This is a genomic window from Paracoccus endophyticus, assembly GCF_003286075.1.
Lineage (GTDB): Bacteria > Pseudomonadota > Alphaproteobacteria > Rhodobacterales > Rhodobacteraceae > Paracoccus > Paracoccus endophyticus.
The window spans coordinates 33,144-47,982 of sequence record NZ_QLUV01000012.1 but is presented as its reverse complement, the minus strand read 5'-3'; the positions used below and the strand labels follow the sequence as shown (position 1 = coordinate 47,982).

Sequence of the window (14,839 nt, the reverse complement as noted above, 5' to 3'; positions counted from 1 at the left end):
GGGGGAATTGTCCATGATCGGCGAAAAGCACATCATGTCGGTATTCGACCGCGACCTGGAGACCGTCCAGGCGCTGGTGGTCAAGATGGGCGGCATGGTGGAAAGCGCGATCGCCGATGCCGGCCTGGCGCTTGAAACCCGCGACGAGGAACTGGCCGAGGACGTCCGCCGCCGGGATCGCGGCATCGACGAGCTGGAGGTCCAGATCAACGAGGAGGCGGCGCGCCTGATCGCGCTGCGCGCCCCCCGCGCCACCGACCTGAGGCTGGTGCTGACGGTGATGAAGATCGCCGGCAGCCTCGAGCGCGTGGGGGACTATGCCAAGAACATCGCCAAGCGCACCCATGTGCTGGCCCACATGGCCGTGGTCGAGGGCGCCGGCATGGCGCTGCGCCGCATGGCCCAGACGGTCGAGACGATGCTGAAGGACGCGCTGGACAGCTATGTCCACCGCGATGCCGCACTGGCCGCCGATGTGCGCGCCCGCGACCTCGAGGTGGATCAGATGTACAACGCGCTGTTCCGCGAGTTCCTCACCTACATGATGGAGGACCCGCGCAACATCACGGCCTGCATGCACCTGCATTTCATCGCCAAGAACCTTGAACGGATGGGCGATCACGCGACATCCATCGCCGAGCAGGTGCTGTATCTGGTCGAGGGCGAGCTGCCGGACGAGCCCCGTCCGAAAAGCGACAGTGTGACGGCAAGCGCGGAGGCCTGAGGATGACGGCGTCGCACCAACCCTGTGTTCTGGTGGTCGAGGACGAGGGCGCGCAGCGCGAGGTCCTGAAGTACAATCTGGAGGCCGAGGGCTTCGGCGTCGTCATGGCCGAGACAGGCGACGAGGCGCTGTTGCTGGTCGCCGAGGAGAACCCCGACCTGATCGTGCTGGACTGGATGCTGCCCAACGTGTCGGGGATCGAGGTCTGCCGGCGGGTCAAGGCCGATCCTGCGACCCGCACCATCCCCATCATCATGCTGTCGGCGCGGTCCGACGAATCCGACCGCGTGCGCGGACTGGAAACCGGAGCCGACGACTATGTCGTCAAGCCCTATTCCGTGGTCGAGCTGATGGCGCGCCTGCGCACGCAGCTGCGCCGCACCCGGCCGGCGACGATGGGCGAACGGCTGTCCTGGGGCGACATCGTGCTGGACGCGTCCGAACACCGCGTGTTCCGGGCCGGCCACCCCCTGCACCTGGGCCCGACCGAGTTCCGGCTGCTCTCCACGCTGATGGAAAAGCCGGGCAGGGTCTGGACGCGTGAGCAGTTGCTGGACCGGGTCTGGGGGCGCGACATCTACGTCGACAGCCGCACCATCGACGTGCACGTCGGCCGGCTGCGCAAGGTCCTGATGGCCCAGGGCGGCGACAATCCCGTCCGCACCGTGCGCGGCACGGGGTATGCGCTGGGGTGATCCGTGACGGCGGGGCGGGCGCCGCCTTCGGGTGCTGCCCTGCGCCGGTCGTGGCGCTGGCCCGCGTCCCCTTGCGGCAGCCCCGTGGACGCCGCGGCGATCCGACGTTGCACACCGAACGGTCCACAGCCTGACCGGCGCTGCGACAGGCGAGCTGCGCGTCGATGGCTTTGTCAAGGCGCGCTGGTGGGCGCGTCCGCCGCCGGCCCGCGGCGATGCCCTTGATCGGACCGGCCGCGGGGCAGGCCGCGGCCGGCGCATCCGCCCTGATGCGGGCGGCGCATCGGCAGCCCTCAGGCGTCGGTCTGGGCGTTGGCCTCGCGCCGGTTCCAGCGGACCGACGACCACAGCGACACGCCGATCAGGGCCGCGCCGCCCAGGCCGGTGATGACCTCGGGGATGTGGACCAGCGACTGAAGGTACATGATCACGGACAGCGCGATGATCGCCCAGAACGCACCGTGTTCCAGATAGCGGTACTGGGTCAGCGTGCCCTTTTCGACCAGCATGATGGTCATCGAGCGCACATACATCGCGCCGATCCCCAGGCCGATGGCGATGATGAACAGGTTGTTGGTCAGCGCGAACGCCCCGATCACCCCGTCGAAGCTGAACGAGGCGTCCAGCACCTCGAGGTACAGGAACGCGCCCAGGCCCCCCTGGGCACCCGCCGCGCGGATGTCCTGGGCGCTGTCCAGCAAGCCCCCCAGAACCTCGACCAGCAGGAAGGTCAGCAGGCCCCAGATCGCCGCGGTGAAGAACACCTGCCATTCGGCCGGCTCGAGAAAGCGCGAGAAGGCCAGGATGATCATCAGCACGACTGCCACCTCGATCCCGCGGATGGTGGCATAGCGCTGCATGTGGCTTTCCAGCCAGCGCACCCAGTGCACGTCCTTTTCGTGGTCGAAAAAGAAGCTGAGGCCCACCATCATCAGGAACGTGCCGCCATAGGCTGCGATGGGCAGGTGCGCTTCGTGCATGATCGCCGCGTATTCCTCGGGTCGCGCGGCGGCCAGCACCATGGCCTGCCACGGCCCGATGTCGGCCGCGATCACCACGATCAGCAGCGGAAACACGATCCGCATCCCGAAGACCGCGATGAGGATGCCCCAGGTCAGGAAGCGCCGTTGCCAGACGGGCGTCATGTCCTTGAGCTTGTTGGCGTTGACGATCGCATTGTCGAAGGACAGCGAGATTTCCAGCACCGCCAGGACCAGGCAGATGAAGAAGATCGTCAGCGTTCCGCCGAAGGTGCCCGTGGTGCGCCAGCCCAGGATGGCGCCAAGCACCAGCCCCACGCCCGTCACGATGAAGGCCCATTTGAAATATTGCAGCATGGTGCGCCGTTCCGCGACCGATGCGTCCGTTGCGTGTGACATGAAGACTGTCCAGGCGGCTGGAAGGGAATACAGTGCCGACATCACGAACGTGCCGCCACATCCGCCAGAGGGGCCCGGTCACCTGCTGACTCCGCCCAAGGGCGAACGCGCGCAATCTGCGCGCTTGCGGCACAGAATTCAAGGCCGCGTGCCGGGGCAGGGGCGCCCGACGTGATGTCGGCGCCGGGACCGGGGGATGGCAGGGCGATCATGCCGCGGTGCCGAGACCAGGCACGGCATCCCGCAAGGCCCATGCCCCCGCACGCGTGCGGTCCCGGGCCGTCAGCGCGCCGTCCCGGATGTCGCGGGCCTCACGCTTTTGGGCCACGCGTGTCCCTGTGCAACGCAATAAGGCCAGCGCCCCGCGCAGATCTGTCGAAGGGCGGCGGGCCGCCTGCCTTGTCGCCTTGGCCAAACGGCGGCCCTTGCCCGCGCCAGCCCACCGCGCTAGTCAGTCCCGCCCGGAGGCGTGGCAGAGTGGTTTAATGCACCGGTCTTGAAAACCGACGTGGGTGAAAGCCCACCGTGGGTTCGAATCCCACCGCCTCCGCCAGCTTTCTTTTCCAAGCGGCTGAAACGGTTACAAGATTTGGTCACATGGCGCTTGGTGTCCCCCTTTTCGTCCCCCTCAGACCTCGTAAAGGTCACTCAGGAGGTCTGCCGATGGAGTTCTTTCGCCGCCGCCGGATCGGCACACCGTGGGGTTCGCCGCAGTTGTCGGACGAGGGCCGGGAGAAGGTGAAGCAGTTCGTCGAGGGCTGGTCCGAGGGGCCGGTCAGGAGAGAGGCGCTGCTCAGGCACCTCAACGCAGAACTGCGCGAACAGGAGCGCCTCCGGCTGGCCGAGCGGCAGCACTTAGCCAGCAGTGGGGGCGAGCCGCCGGAGCGGTGATGGGCGCTCCACTGAGGCGCGCGGGATCGCCGTCGTGTGGGCGGAGGCGCACTGCCACGCCGTTGACGGCAGAACCACCGGGGGCGCATCCTCTGTCAGATCGTCGCCGTGGCGGCGTAGGGGGAGGGCCAGAACCGTGAAGAAGCGACGCAAGGAGCCGCTGCGCTACATCGACCCGGAAGACCCTCTCATTCAGGCGCTCGAACGGGAGGAGGTGCGTGACGCTCTCTGGCGGGCGCTGTTCCCCCGCCCGGCGGCGAGGGCCGATGCGCGAGCGCAGACGGAAGACCCGGCCGCGGACGCGGAACGGCCATAGGGCGTTCAGAGCCGCTCAGGGCCGCTCTGGTGCCGACCTGCTGTCTTCTGCCGGCGGGGTCGAGACCGCCGTCACATGCCCCTCCCAGCACCGCTGCGGTCATTCCGAAGGCCGGAGGTGGATCGCCACCGGCGGCAGCGGGAGGCGGCCGTTCAGCCTGGGGGGCGCGACCGTCGGCAGGGAGAGGATGCTCTCAGGCACCCGCCACCGCGCGCCCTCGCGCTCGGGGCGCGCCAGCCAGCCGGCGGCCGCGAGGGCGCTCAGGTCCTCCTCGGTCGCCCCGGTGGCGCCGCAGGTGGTGCGGCCGACGGTGACAGGGCGGCGGCAGAGGATCGTGGCAGCGGCCCTGAGCGCCACCGTGGGGGCGCGGGGGCGCACCCTCGCGTGGAAGGCCACGAGGTCGCCCCAGAGCGCCCAGCATCGCCCGTGGGCGGCATCCAGCAGGTAAAGGTCGGTGCGGCCGCGCAGGCAGCCCTCCGAGGCCACCTCGACGGCGCGCAGCAGCCACAGCAGGCGGTCACTCAGGAACGGCAACGCCGGCGCTGCGGTGAGCGCCGCTGGCGGCAGCAGCGGCCAACGCTCGGGGGCGCCATCGGCGAACATCCTCGCTATCTCTCCGCTGCGCGGGTGCGACGGGAGCGCCGCTACGACCTCAAGCAGTGGCCGCGGCAGAGAGAGGAGCCGCTGGGCGAGCAGCGGGGCCTCGTCGTCGCGCAGGGGAGCCCAGAGGCGCGCCGGAGAGGCATCACCGCCTCTCAGGAAGCCTGAGAGCGTGTCGGCGTCGGCTCCCGCTGCCCCGTCGCCGACGTCGGGCTGCGGCCGGACGAGGTGCGCCCCGCAGAGGACGGGCCAGAAGCCGGGCGGCAGAGCGCTCTCTCCGGGCTCGGGGTCGCCACGGACGGCGAAGGCGTGGAGGATGCGGTCGGACGGCAGCGGCAGACCGAGACGCCGCACGGCGGCCTTCACAGCGCCAGCGCCCGGGCCGAACAGAGCGACCCTGAACGGCGGCGGCTGCGGCCCTCCGTCGCCGAGGACGAGCGGCGGCAGCAGGCCGTCCACGACGGCGAGGGCGGCGATGACCGCCGCCGGCGGCAGGTGCCGCAGCGGCGACGGCATCGCTGCAGCGTCGTACGGCGACAGCGGCCGGCCGCAGGGGAAGACCCCGAGGAGGTCGAGCGGCTGCTCCCGGCGCGCGGGCATGAGCGGCCATCGCCACCGCGGCGCGTAGAGGACAGGGATGATCTCCTCCGCGGCGCGGCGCGGCAGGGGCCAGCCGCGAGCGGGCGAGGAGGCGCTGTCGAGAGGCCGGCAGTACGTCATTGGGGGATACCTCCTGCTGTAGGCGAGGACCGCGCGGCGGATCGCCACCGGCGGGGCTGAGGGGGCGGCTGCGATGTCATTGTGCAATCCTGACACTCCTGACACTTAAATCGCCCCCCTATGGCGCCCTAGAGAATACATAGGGGGTCTATAGGGGCGTACAGGGGATGTTCTCTTTACGTTCTTCTCTCTCTCTCTCTACACTGCTATTCAATAGAGAAAGAAGTGTCAGAGTGTCAGCCGCAGCAATAACCCGTTGACGATCAAGGGAAAAACTCCTGACACTTAGCCTGACACTCAGGGCGTGGCTGACACTCGAAGTGTCAGCCGACGCCCCTTTCCCCCCGTCGACGGCGTTCCCCGAAAGGTCGCACCCTACCCCTAGGGGGCGCTAAGCCTGACACTTAGGGGCCGATCCTGACACTTGCTGACACTTGCGGGCGCCGCAAGTGTCAGGATTTTCAGGGGGGTTTTCTTCCTTTTGTAGTCTGAAAACGACACCGGCGATGTCGTTTTCAGACCTTGTCTGCGACCCCCGCCGGCGATCCCCGGACAGCGGAAGGCCCCCTCCGGCGGGGCGCCAGAAAGGGCCTTGGTCAGCGCCATCGGCAGCAGACCCCCGTTGGCGATCACCGCACCACCGCCAGCGGCGGCGGAGGGGCGTGCCACCGGACGACGAAGCCGCCGCCGCTCCTGCGCCCACGCTGCGGCGCGAGGCCGTAGCGGCGCCCGCGCCAGCCGCCGATCTTCCGGCTGAACTCCCTCATCGTAAGCGCCTCCTCAGGGTCGCCGCCGGCGCGGTCCCACCACCGCCGGTAGGCGTCGTACAGCGCCCCCAGCCGGTGGCGCTCCCCGATCTCCCACCGCTCCGGCTCCGCGAGCCGGGCGGTGAGAAGGAAGCGGAGGAGAGCGGTGTCGCTCCGCCGCGCCCTCGCCTCTGCCGCCGGCAGCCACCCCACAGCGGCGCTCATCGCTGCCGCCCGCCTGCGCCGCCGCCCTCGTCCTCTCCTTTCGGAGCACGGCACCGTCGGCGCTTCGCGGGGTTGTCCGGTGCGCCGCCGCGGTTCTGCCGGAGCGCCTTCCGCAGTCCGACCACGCGGGCATCGCCGTCGCCGGCAGGAGCGTCCGGCTCCTCCGACCCCTCCGCATCCTCGTCGGCGAGCAGCCGTTCGACCGTGTAGCCGCGCGCGTGTTCGGTCCTCTCCCGGCAGAGGCCGTAGCGGTCGGCGCCTTCGGACAGCGCCTTCTCGAAGGTCCGCCGCGTCCACGGCTTCATCCCGGCCCCTTTCGCCCAGCGCTCGAACTCGGGATAGAGGTCGGGCGCCTTGAAGAACGCCCCGGGCGCCCAGCCCTCCGGGTTGCGGTGCTGCTGGTCGAGCAGGAACTGCCGCACCACATCCTCCTCGTCGGCATACCTGCGCCCGGCCGCCGCCACGTCGTCGGGGATCACCAGCCCCTCCCGGCCACCCCCGGCGGCGTGCCAGTCGCGAGCGCCTTCGATAGCCCAGCGCAGGATCGCCGGCCCTTCTTCCGCGAGCAGCAGCTTGCGGAAGTCGGGCACCTGCTCGTGCTTCTCGAACTTCCGCCGGAACTCCATCAGGATCGTCCTGCCCACCATCGCCTCGTCGGCGGTGGCGAAGGAGGGCCGGGGGTTGCTGTTGACGAGGATCGTCGCCCTCGGCGTGAAGTCGAAGAAGTCGCGGTTCATGTGCCGGGCGGTGACGGTGTCCCCGCCCGTCACGTCCTTGACGAGGGCGTCGTTCCAGACCCGGCCGGCCTCCGGTTCGGTCACCGTCACCATCCGCGCGCCGGCGAGGCTTGCGAGGCCCGTCGGGTGCTGCGTCCCGCCACCTTTGGGGCGGAGCAGCACCTCCACCGACACCACCTTCGCATAGCTGCCGAGGAGGCCTTTGAGCACCTCCCGGTAGACGGACTTGCCGTTGTCGCCGCCACCTTGAAGGAAGAAGAACGCCTTGGCGCTCGTCGACCCCGTCAGGCAGTAGCCGGCGAGGCGCTGGAGGAAGGTCGCCCACCCCGGCCGCCCGTCGGCGATCTGGTCGATGAAGCGCAGCCACCGCTCCGGCACGACCCCCTGCGGCGCCGGCCCCTCCGCCGCCGAGAGGCTGATCCGGTCCTCCGGCCGCCCTTCCCGCACTTCCGCCGTGCGGAGGTCGGCGACCCGGCCGCCGGGCAGGCCGAACAGCATCGGCTCCGCGTCGAAGGCGTCGGCGGCGATCCGCGTGGCCTCGTCCCTCGCCTGCTCAAAGACAGCCCTTCGCTTCGCCGACGTGCGGAGGTGCGCCTCCAGCTTCTCGACCTTCTCGAAGACCTCCTTGCCGATCTCGCCCGCGTCGCGCTTCGCCTCCGCCGCCGCGAGCCGCATGGCCCCCACGTCGCGGAGGTAGGCCCCCAGCGCCTTTCGGGCGCCGGCGTCGTCGAGCCGCTGCCAGTGGCCGCCCTCGAAGCGCCGCCAGAAGCCGTCGTCGCAGAGGACGAGGCGGTCGCCCTCCTCCGCAAGCCAGCCGAGGGCGAGGGAGGCGTCGTCCGTCCTGACACCGCACAGCGCCGTCAGCCGCTCGACCACGGCCGGGTCAGGATCGCCGTCGGTGGGGGCGGCGCCATCGGCGCCCTCTCCCCCACCGACGGCGATCCGGGCCAGCTTCTCCGCCGCCTCGCGGTGGCGAGCGTCGTCGCACGCCTTCTGCCACGCCTCCCGCGCTGCCGCCTCGTTGCCGCCGTGCTCGTAATGGACGAACAGGTCGAAGGCGTCGCCCCAGCGGCCGGAGGCGCACTTGCGCCCGAGGCCCTTGCCGGCGTCGCTGGCGCTCAGGCTGATCCAGTACTCGCCGCCGGCGTCGTCGGTGCGAACCTGCGTCGCGTGGGAGCCGGTCTTCTGGTAGGGCGACCGCCAGTGCTCCGACCATCCGTGGCTGCCGTCGTCGCGGTTCAGGTACTCGTAGCTGTGCAGCAGGTCGGGCAGGGGGTGAGCGCGGTTGAAGCGCTCGATCAGCGTCGCGGTGCCGCTGGCCTCCCTCTCCACACGCCGGCGCTCGCGGTCGGCTGCGGCTGCGGCCTCAGCCTCGGCCCTCTCGCGTCGGCGGCGGTCGCGCAGGGCGATGATCGGGTGATCGCCGCCGAGGGCGAGGGGGTCGCCTCCGGTCTGCCGCCGTTGGTAGAAGGGCGCATCGCCGTCGGGCAGGTTCGGCAGGAACGCGATCTGCCCTGCCCGGCACATTGCCCGGTCAGGCCGCACGGCGCCGCCGGAGCGCTGCTCGATCAGTTCGCACAGCGCCTCCGCCGTCTCGGCGTAGTCCGCTCCCGGCAGCGCCGCCGCAAGGGCGATCACCGCTCGCCACTTCGGAGCGACCGCGGTGGCGCTCTTTGTCGTGTAGATCAGGGCGTTCACGCCCTCGCCGACGGCCGCCTGCACCGCCCTCTCGACATCGTCGAGGGAGTGCCCGCCGTCGTCGATGTCGAGCACCAGCGCCCCGAACGCGCCGCGCTCGCGCTGCGCCGCGTGGGAGCGGGCGTCAGCGCCGCCGAGGGCGCTGGGGATGAACCAACCTGCGTCCTCCTTCGGCACGCAGGGGACGTTCGCCGCGAAGGCGAGGTCGGCCAGATCGGCGTAGGCGAGGTGGGCCAGTGCCTGCCCGTGAACGCCAACGCCGGTGGCGAACAGCGGCTGGAGCGGCCCCGGGATCGCCGGAGAGGGGGTCGGCCCCACCCCCGCCGATGGCGATGGCGATGGGGAGGCCAGAGGAGTGCCGGCGGGGGCGAGGCGGCGGATGCGCTCCGGCCGCGGCGGCTCCTTCGGAGTGCCCTTCGCGGCGATGGTCGCCTCTTGTGCGTCCTCCATGGTCATGCCCGGCCTCCTTTCGCAGCGCGGGCCGCCAAGAGGGAGCGCTGGTGATCGTCGAGGTTGAGAGCGAGGATGCGCTCGACGGCGCCCTTGGCCTCGATGACTGCGGCCCGGCAGTCCGCAGGGTCGGAGGGAGCGCCCTTGCGCCCGGTGGCGACGACGACCAGCGCGAAGAACAGGAGGTCCTCCATCCCGAGGTTGCCGCCAAAGGAGGCTTCGGTGTAGCGCCTGCGGCCGGACACGACAGCAGCGGATGCCTGAGCGAGGATCGCCAACGCGGCCCGCAGGTGACCGTCGGAGGGGGGCTCTGCCCCCGTAAGAACGTTTTTCGGCAAGGTTGCCATGGTGTTTCCTTTGCCCCTGAAGGGCTTGATGGAGGGCACCGTCGGCGCTATTTTGGGGGAGGCACGTTTCCTCCTTCAACAGCACTGGCGACGGCGCGCCTCGGGTTCATCCCGGGGCGCGGCTTCCCGCGCCCGTTGCTTGCTCGGGGGCGCTGTCCGCGCTCGCGAGCCGTTCAGTTCAGGGGGTGGGGGTCTTCTGGACCGCCGCCGCGGGTGGCGGTGGCGATAGCACTCAGGCGGCGATGCGAGCGGCGATGCGCTCCTCCATCCAGCGCTGGATAGCACTCTCCGGCCACGCGGAGACGCGTTCGCCCAGCTTCACGGGGGGCGGGAACTCGCCCTTTCCGATCTTGCGATAGATCGCCGCCTTGCTGAGAGCGACGCGCTCCCGCACCTGCGGCATCCGAAGAAAGCGGTCGGTCGTCATTGAGGTTGTCTCCTTGAGGCTGTTCATGTCCTGCAAGGTAGCGCGCAGGCCGGCGGCCCTTTACGCCCACACTGCGACTTTAATCCGCGCGCCGGGCAAGCCGCTGAAATCAGTTGTCAACTTTCTGAGGACACGGCCTTGGCAGCACCAGCGGCGGCGGCCCTCTCGCTGCAGACTTCCGCCGCAGAGCGGACCCAGACGCCGCTCTCCTCGCCTCCCAGATCGAGCGCCGCCAAGGCCGCCGCTGTCGCAGAGCAGTAGGCGTTGGCCGGCCCCCTCCTGTCGCCCTTGCCACTGTTGTCGCGGGCGAACCGGACGCGCTCGCCCATGCCCGCTGCGTCGAAGAACGCTGCGACCACGCGGGCCACATCGCGGGCGACAGCGGCGCGGCCCCCGCCGATGGCGTTCTCCGCGCGCCACTTCTCGACCTCGTCGGCGACGCGGCGGCAGTCGGCGGCGAGGGTGAGCGCCACCGGCGCGAGGACGGCCAGAGCGGCGGGATCGCCGACGGCGGCGAGCAGCCGTTCCTCCGTCAGCCGCTCCGGGTCGGGGGCGAGGCGCCGCTGACCGACCGGCGGCGCTGGATCGGGCGGCAGCAGCGCCACCGAGCGCGCTGCGCCGGCGAGCGCCGTCTCGGACTGAGGGTCGGCGGCGAACGCCTCCAATGCCTGCGCCACGCGCTGGTGGACGGCGCCGAAGGAGCGAACCGCATCGCTGTCGCGCTGCCGCGCCTCGATGGCGGCCAGCCAGTGAAGGTCGGGCTGGCGCCGCAGCCACCGCTCGACCGCCTTCCGCTCGACCGCCTCCCTTTCGAGCCCGTCAGCGTTCCTGTGAGGGGCGCCGTCGGCGCTGCGGTAGCGCGGCCAGTCGGGCGTCGCCTCCGCCAGCGCCGCCGCCGGGCGAACGCCGCCGCGCGGGGCGGGGGCCTTGACCAGCGCCTCGACGAGCGCGGTGCGGGCCGCGCGGGGGACAGCCGGCGCATCGTAAGGGTTGGCGCCAAGCGCCTTCGGCGGGCGCCCGCGAGGGCGCTTGGGCGGCGTCACTGCCGCCCCCGCAGCGGCACCGCAGCGGCGGTGGAGGGTGCGCCGGTCAGGAGGCCCGCCCACGCCGACATCATCGACCGGCGGCGCTCAAGCATGTCGCTGCGGCGGTAGGCGCGCTCGACCGCGCTGCCGACGGTATGGGCAAGCGCGATCTCGGCCATGTCGCGCTCGTAGCCGCCCTCGGCTGCCCAGTCACGGAAGGTGCTGCGGAGGCCGTGCGGCACCGCGGGGCGGCCCGAGCGAGGGTCGACGAAGCCCGGATCGCCGTCGGTGGTCGCTGCGGCGTGGACGCGGCGCATGACCGCAGACAGGGCCATGTCGGACAGGGCGACGCCCGACGGGGCGGGGAAGATGAGCGGCGCCCTGCCGGCCGGGAGAGAGCGCGCCGCCTCGATGATCGCCAGCGCGGGGGCGGTGAGCGGAACGCGGTGGGCTCGGCCAGCCTTCATCCGCTCGGCAGGGACGGTCCAGACCCGCGCCTCAGGGTCGATCTCCGACCACAGCGCGCCCCTGACCTCACCCGAGCGGGCAGCGGTGAGCGCGGCGAAGCGCAGCGCCAGCGATGCCGCACCGGGGCGCTGGGCCACCGCGGCGAACCAGCGCGGAGTGTCCGCGAGCGCCAGCGCGGGCTGGTTGCCGCTGCGGGCGATCTTCGCGGGCTTCGGCAGAAGGTGATCGAGGTTGCCCTTCCACCGCGCGGGATTGTCGCCGGTGCGGTGGCCGGCGACCGTCGCCCAAGACAGGACGGCCTCGATGCGCCCGCGCAGGCGCGAGGCGGTTTCAGTCCTCGTCGCCCAGATCGGCTGCAGCACCCTCAGAACGTCGGCGACGGCGATCTGAGCCACCGGCAGAGCGCCGATTACAGGCCCAGCGTAGCTGTCGAGGGTGCTGCGCCACTGAGCGCGATGCTTGGCGTTGCTGAACTCGTCCAGCTTTGAGGAGAGGTGGCGGTCCACGGCCTGAGCGAAGCTCAGCGTCTCCCGGGCACGACGGCGCTCCCCGACGGGGTCCACGCCATCGCGGGCGAGACGGGCGTTCGCCAGCGCCGCCTCGCGCGCCATCGCCAGCGTCACCACCGGCGGCGATCCGAGGCCGATCTCGCGGCGGCGGTGGCCGATGGTCAGCCGCTGCACCCAGCGCTTCGAGCCGGTCGGCTCGACGCGCAGCAGAAGGCCGAGGCCGCCGCCGTCGTGGTACTTCCCCGGCGCCGTCACCGTACGGACGAACGCCGCCGAGAGAGGGCGTCCCGAGCGACCGCCGACGGCCGGCGAGGGCTGCGCTTCCGCGGCTGTCGCTTCATCGGCCATTTCACCTGTCCCCCTCCGTGTCCCCCTCGAAATAGTAGACTGCACGAGTCTTCGCAAGACCGTGCTGGACAATGTCAGTGTCTAACCATCCGAGAATTCAGTACCTTTCGGGACGCTACGGGACCCCGGCAGAACACCCTTTGGCGGCCACCGCCTCCGCCATTATCCCTGTTGCGCACACGGACAGGCGCCCAGTGAGGGGAAAACAGTCCTGTTTTCCAACGTCTTCGCCTCCTCCATGCGAACCTTCGAGGCTGCGCGCCAGGGCCGTTCCGAGTTCTGAACGGTGCTCCGTCTCTGTTCGGGCGATCCTCGCCGATTTCGGTTCGGTCTGAAATTCTCGCGCCTTTCCAATGTCATGAGGTTCAATCGCGCCAAAACTTCGCGCCTTGTTTCCCTCGCTCTCAACGCGAACAGAGCCGCAACACGCCAGAGGCGCAGCCGCTGGGTGCGCTGGCCGCATGGCGCGTAGCGGTGGCGGTGGCTGACGCCGGTCGAGGCTGTAACGCAACAGTTCTGTCGGCTCGGCACCTGGGCCAGTCAGGACCCGCGGGCCGATTGCGCCTTTACCACGCTGCGCACCAGTTTTCCGAAGGCGCGGTCATTTTCGCGGCGCTCTGCCAGGGTGGCAGAGTTGAAGGCGTCCTCCGCCTGGAGCTTGCGCCAGCGCGCAAGACGGGTGGGGTCGAGACTGCCGTCCTCGATGGCGGTCTGGATGGCGCAGCCCGGCTCGGTTTCATGGTGGCAATCCGAGAAGCGGCAGCGGGCGGCCAGCGCTTCGATATCCTCGAACACGTCGGCAATGCCTGTCGCGGCGTCGGTCAGCTGCAACTCCCGCATGCCCGGGGTGTCGAGGACAAGGCAGCCGCCAGGGGTCGCATGCAACTCCCGCCGGGTCGTGGTGTGCCGGCCCTTCGCGTCGTCCTCGCGGATGCCCTGAGTGGCGATCGCATGCGCGCCAAGGAGCGCGTTGGCGAGCGTGGACTTTCCGACGCCGGAGGAGCCGAGAAAGGCGACGGTGCGGCCGGGCTTGCACCAGTCGGCCAGCGCCAGCACCGGTTCCGCGCCGCGGGCGTCGAGCGCCACCACCGGTGCCCGATCAGACACCTTCCGGGCCGCTTCGACATAGGGCGCGGTGTCCTCAGCCAGATCGGCCTTGGTCAGCACGATCACCGGTTCGATCCCGGCGTCGAAGGCGAGCGCGACGTAGCGCTCCAGCCGGGCGACGTTGAAATCCTGGTTGCAGGAGGTGACGATGAAGACCGTGTCGATATTCGCGGCGATCAGCTGCACCGCGCGGCCCGTGCCCGGCGCGCGGCGCTTGATCAGGCTGTTGCGGTCCAGCACGCGGCTCGACCGCGGACGCGCGCGGTCCAGAAGCAACCAGTCGCCCACCGTGGCCTCGGGCCCGGGCGGAATCATCTCGTCGATACCGTCGCCCGCCACCTGCAAACCGCTGCGATGCACGGCGACGACGCGGACGGGGGGCGTTTCGGCCAGCGCGTCCGCGTCAATCTGCCGGGCAAAGACCGGTCCCCAGCCCAGCCGCTCCAAGGGAGTGGGTTCGCGGCGGGCCGGCGCAGAACTTCCGGGGAACAGGGCAGAATAATCACGGACCATGGATCCTGATTACCACAAGAACGGATCATTGCTCGCTGAAATGCATCAGGTCCGGCTCGTGAGCCGCATCTGTCCGGGGTGGACGTCAGTCGAACGCCCGCCCCGGCTGTTCGTGCCAAGGCAGGGCCGCGACATCGGTCAGTGTCAACAGGGTCACGGCGGGCACCTCGCGCCTGCAGACCAAGCGCTTGAGGACCCCCGGCGCGAGATGGGCGAGCCGCAGCTGTCGGCTGACATGGCGTTCGGCAAGCCCACGGCTTTCGCCAGATCGGTGACCCTGTTGAATTCGCCAGCTTTCATGCGTCGCCGCATGTCCCGCGCCCGGTTGATGGCGCGCAGGACATGCGGATCCTGCGTCCGGTCTTCGCGGGGCAGACAGGTGGCGGGCGGCATGATCTTCGGCCGCCCGTTCTGCTTGCGGACCGTGAGCGGCACGAAGATCGGGGGGGACTCGTCGGGTCTCATCATTCCGCCGCCACCTTCTTTGGTGGGACCATCCTGTCGCGCATGCCGGAACCGGGAGCATGGCCGGACCTCGGACTTCGCCGAGATCCGGCCATGCTCCCGCAGGATGCCGCTGATCTGTTCCTTTGTCAGACGTGCCGTCTTCATGGTCCGTCCTCTCGGGGCGGCGGATACGGGACGCAGCCGGAGGAAAAAGCTCGTGGCAGGATCGTCTTGCGCTTCGATACATTGAAAAGGATGGGCTGCCCTGCGCCGAGCAAGGTCTTCGACGAAAACTGCAATCCATGTCCATCCCCGATGTCGGCACCCCGGCAGGCATCCTTGTCGAGCACCGCAGGGACAAGGGCCTCAGCGTCCTGCGCCTGGGGGGAAAGCGGCGCGGCTTTCAGGCGCTCCATCTTTCCTCTCTCGCCGGTGTCTGCAGGCCGCTGCCCCATCGGGCCTTGTCC

At 70.3% G+C, this 14,839-nt stretch carries 14 protein-coding genes and 1 tRNA gene; 4 read left to right on the top strand and 11 right to left on the bottom strand.

Annotated features, from left to right (window positions below):
- The first annotated feature begins 13 nt into the window (after positions 1–13).
- Together phoU and phoB are read left to right on the top strand one after the other, a co-directional pair.
- Positions 14–724, top strand: a complete 711-nt coding sequence (gene phoU, locus DPQ23_RS12690) for a phosphate signaling complex protein PhoU (RefSeq protein WP_112875162.1) — start codon at positions 14–16, stop codon at positions 722–724.
- 2 nt (positions 725–726) lie between these two features.
- Complete coding sequence (gene phoB, locus DPQ23_RS12685) at positions 727–1,419, top strand: phosphate regulon transcriptional regulator PhoB (protein WP_112875161.1); 693 nt, start codon at positions 727–729, stop codon at positions 1,417–1,419.
- A 293-nt stretch (positions 1,420–1,712) separates the two neighbouring features.
- Here the strand turns inward: phoB and DPQ23_RS12680 are convergent, their stop codons facing one another.
- Entirely contained in the window at positions 1,713–2,798 is a 1,086-nt protein-coding gene (locus DPQ23_RS12680; RefSeq protein ID WP_112875160.1) for a DUF475 domain-containing protein, read from the bottom strand.
- Between the two features lie 463 nt (positions 2,799–3,261).
- On the opposite strand from DPQ23_RS12680, the gene DPQ23_RS12675 reads away from it, so the two are divergent.
- Both DPQ23_RS12675 and DPQ23_RS12670 read left to right on the top strand, forming a co-directional pair.
- A tRNA-Ser gene (locus tag DPQ23_RS12675) sits at positions 3,262–3,351 on the top strand.
- A 110-nt stretch (positions 3,352–3,461) separates the two neighbouring features.
- On the top strand, positions 3,462–3,689 hold the full coding sequence (locus DPQ23_RS12670; protein WP_112875159.1) for a hypothetical protein: 228 nt from the start codon (positions 3,462–3,464) through the stop codon (positions 3,687–3,689).
- A gap of 415 nt (positions 3,690–4,104) precedes the next feature.
- Here the strand turns inward: DPQ23_RS12670 and DPQ23_RS12665 are convergent, their stop codons facing one another.
- From DPQ23_RS12665 to DPQ23_RS15460, 10 genes are all read right to left on the bottom strand, one after another.
- Positions 4,105–5,325 carry a hypothetical protein gene (locus tag DPQ23_RS12665; RefSeq protein ID WP_112875158.1) on the bottom strand — a complete coding sequence of 407 codons (1,221 nt, stop codon included), beginning with the start codon at positions 5,323–5,325 and terminating at the stop codon, positions 4,105–4,107.
- 629 nt (positions 5,326–5,954) lie between these two features.
- On the bottom strand, positions 5,955–6,296 hold the full coding sequence (locus DPQ23_RS12660) for a hypothetical protein (protein ID WP_112875157.1): 342 nt from the start codon (positions 6,294–6,296) through the stop codon (positions 5,955–5,957).
- A complete protein-coding gene (locus DPQ23_RS12655; RefSeq protein ID WP_112875156.1) occupies positions 6,293–9,187 on the bottom strand; it encodes a DNA primase family protein in 2,895 nt (964 codons plus the stop codon). The genes DPQ23_RS12660 and DPQ23_RS12655 overlap by 4 nt, the downstream gene beginning before the upstream one ends.
- Positions 9,184–9,528, bottom strand: a complete 345-nt coding sequence (locus DPQ23_RS12650) for a hypothetical protein (RefSeq protein ID WP_112875155.1) — start codon at positions 9,526–9,528, stop codon at positions 9,184–9,186. The genes DPQ23_RS12655 and DPQ23_RS12650 overlap by 4 nt, the downstream gene beginning before the upstream one ends.
- 232 nt (positions 9,529–9,760) lie before the next feature.
- Positions 9,761–9,955: a helix-turn-helix transcriptional regulator gene (locus DPQ23_RS12645; RefSeq protein ID WP_112875188.1), complete on the bottom strand. Its 195-nt coding sequence runs from the start codon at positions 9,953–9,955 to the stop codon at positions 9,761–9,763.
- 116 nt (positions 9,956–10,071) lie between these two features.
- A complete protein-coding gene (locus DPQ23_RS12640) occupies positions 10,072–10,998 on the bottom strand; it encodes a hypothetical protein (protein ID WP_162630739.1) in 927 nt (308 codons plus the stop codon).
- Positions 10,995–12,305, bottom strand: coding sequence for a tyrosine-type recombinase/integrase (locus tag DPQ23_RS12635; protein ID WP_112875153.1), 1,311 nt, complete (start codon positions 12,303–12,305; stop codon positions 10,995–10,997). The genes DPQ23_RS12640 and DPQ23_RS12635 overlap by 4 nt, the downstream gene beginning before the upstream one ends.
- Positions 12,306–12,845: 540 nt before the next feature.
- Positions 12,846–13,925 (bottom strand): ribosome small subunit-dependent GTPase A, encoded by a 1,080-nt coding sequence (rsgA, locus tag DPQ23_RS12630; RefSeq protein ID WP_112875152.1) that lies wholly within the window; start codon positions 13,923–13,925, stop codon positions 12,846–12,848.
- Positions 13,926–14,078: 153 nt separating this feature from the next.
- Positions 14,079–14,537 (bottom strand): hypothetical protein, encoded by a 459-nt coding sequence (locus tag DPQ23_RS12625; protein WP_240602706.1) that lies wholly within the window; start codon positions 14,535–14,537, stop codon positions 14,079–14,081.
- On the bottom strand, positions 14,534–14,788 hold the full coding sequence (locus DPQ23_RS15460) for a hypothetical protein (RefSeq protein ID WP_162630738.1): 255 nt from the start codon (positions 14,786–14,788) through the stop codon (positions 14,534–14,536). The genes DPQ23_RS12625 and DPQ23_RS15460 overlap by 4 nt, the downstream gene beginning before the upstream one ends.
- Positions 14,789–14,839 lie beyond the last annotated feature (51 nt).

Coding starts and splice junctions, on each gene's coding strand:
- phoB (WP_112875161.1), top strand. CDS start 727: ATGACGGCGTCGCACCAACCCTGTGTTCTGGTGGTCGAGGACGAGGGC.
- DPQ23_RS12680 (WP_112875160.1), bottom strand. CDS start 2,798: ATGTCACACGCAACGGACGCATCGGTCGCGGAACGGCGCACCATGCTG.
- DPQ23_RS12660 (WP_112875157.1), bottom strand. CDS start 6,296: ATGAGCGCCGCTGTGGGGTGGCTGCCGGCGGCAGAGGCGAGGGCGCGG.
- rsgA (WP_112875152.1), bottom strand. CDS start 13,925: ATGGTCCGTGATTATTCTGCCCTGTTCCCCGGAAGTTCTGCGCCGGCC.
- DPQ23_RS12650 (WP_112875155.1), bottom strand. CDS start 9,528: ATGGCAACCTTGCCGAAAAACGTTCTTACGGGGGCAGAGCCCCCCTCC.
- DPQ23_RS12625 (WP_240602706.1), bottom strand. CDS start 14,537: ATGAAGACGGCACGTCTGACAAAGGAACAGATCAGCGGCATCCTGCGG.
- DPQ23_RS12655 (WP_112875156.1), bottom strand. CDS start 9,187: ATGACCATGGAGGACGCACAAGAGGCGACCATCGCCGCGAAGGGCACT.
- DPQ23_RS15460 (WP_162630738.1), bottom strand. CDS start 14,788: ATGGAGCGCCTGAAAGCCGCGCCGCTTTCCCCCCAGGCGCAGGACGCT.
- DPQ23_RS12670 (WP_112875159.1), top strand. CDS start 3,462: ATGGAGTTCTTTCGCCGCCGCCGGATCGGCACACCGTGGGGTTCGCCG.
- DPQ23_RS12635 (WP_112875153.1), bottom strand. CDS start 12,305: ATGGCCGATGAAGCGACAGCCGCGGAAGCGCAGCCCTCGCCGGCCGTC.
- DPQ23_RS12665 (WP_112875158.1), bottom strand. CDS start 5,325: ATGACGTACTGCCGGCCTCTCGACAGCGCCTCCTCGCCCGCTCGCGGC.
- DPQ23_RS12645 (WP_112875188.1), bottom strand. CDS start 9,955: ATGACGACCGACCGCTTTCTTCGGATGCCGCAGGTGCGGGAGCGCGTC.
- phoU (WP_112875162.1), top strand. CDS start 14: ATGATCGGCGAAAAGCACATCATGTCGGTATTCGACCGCGACCTGGAG.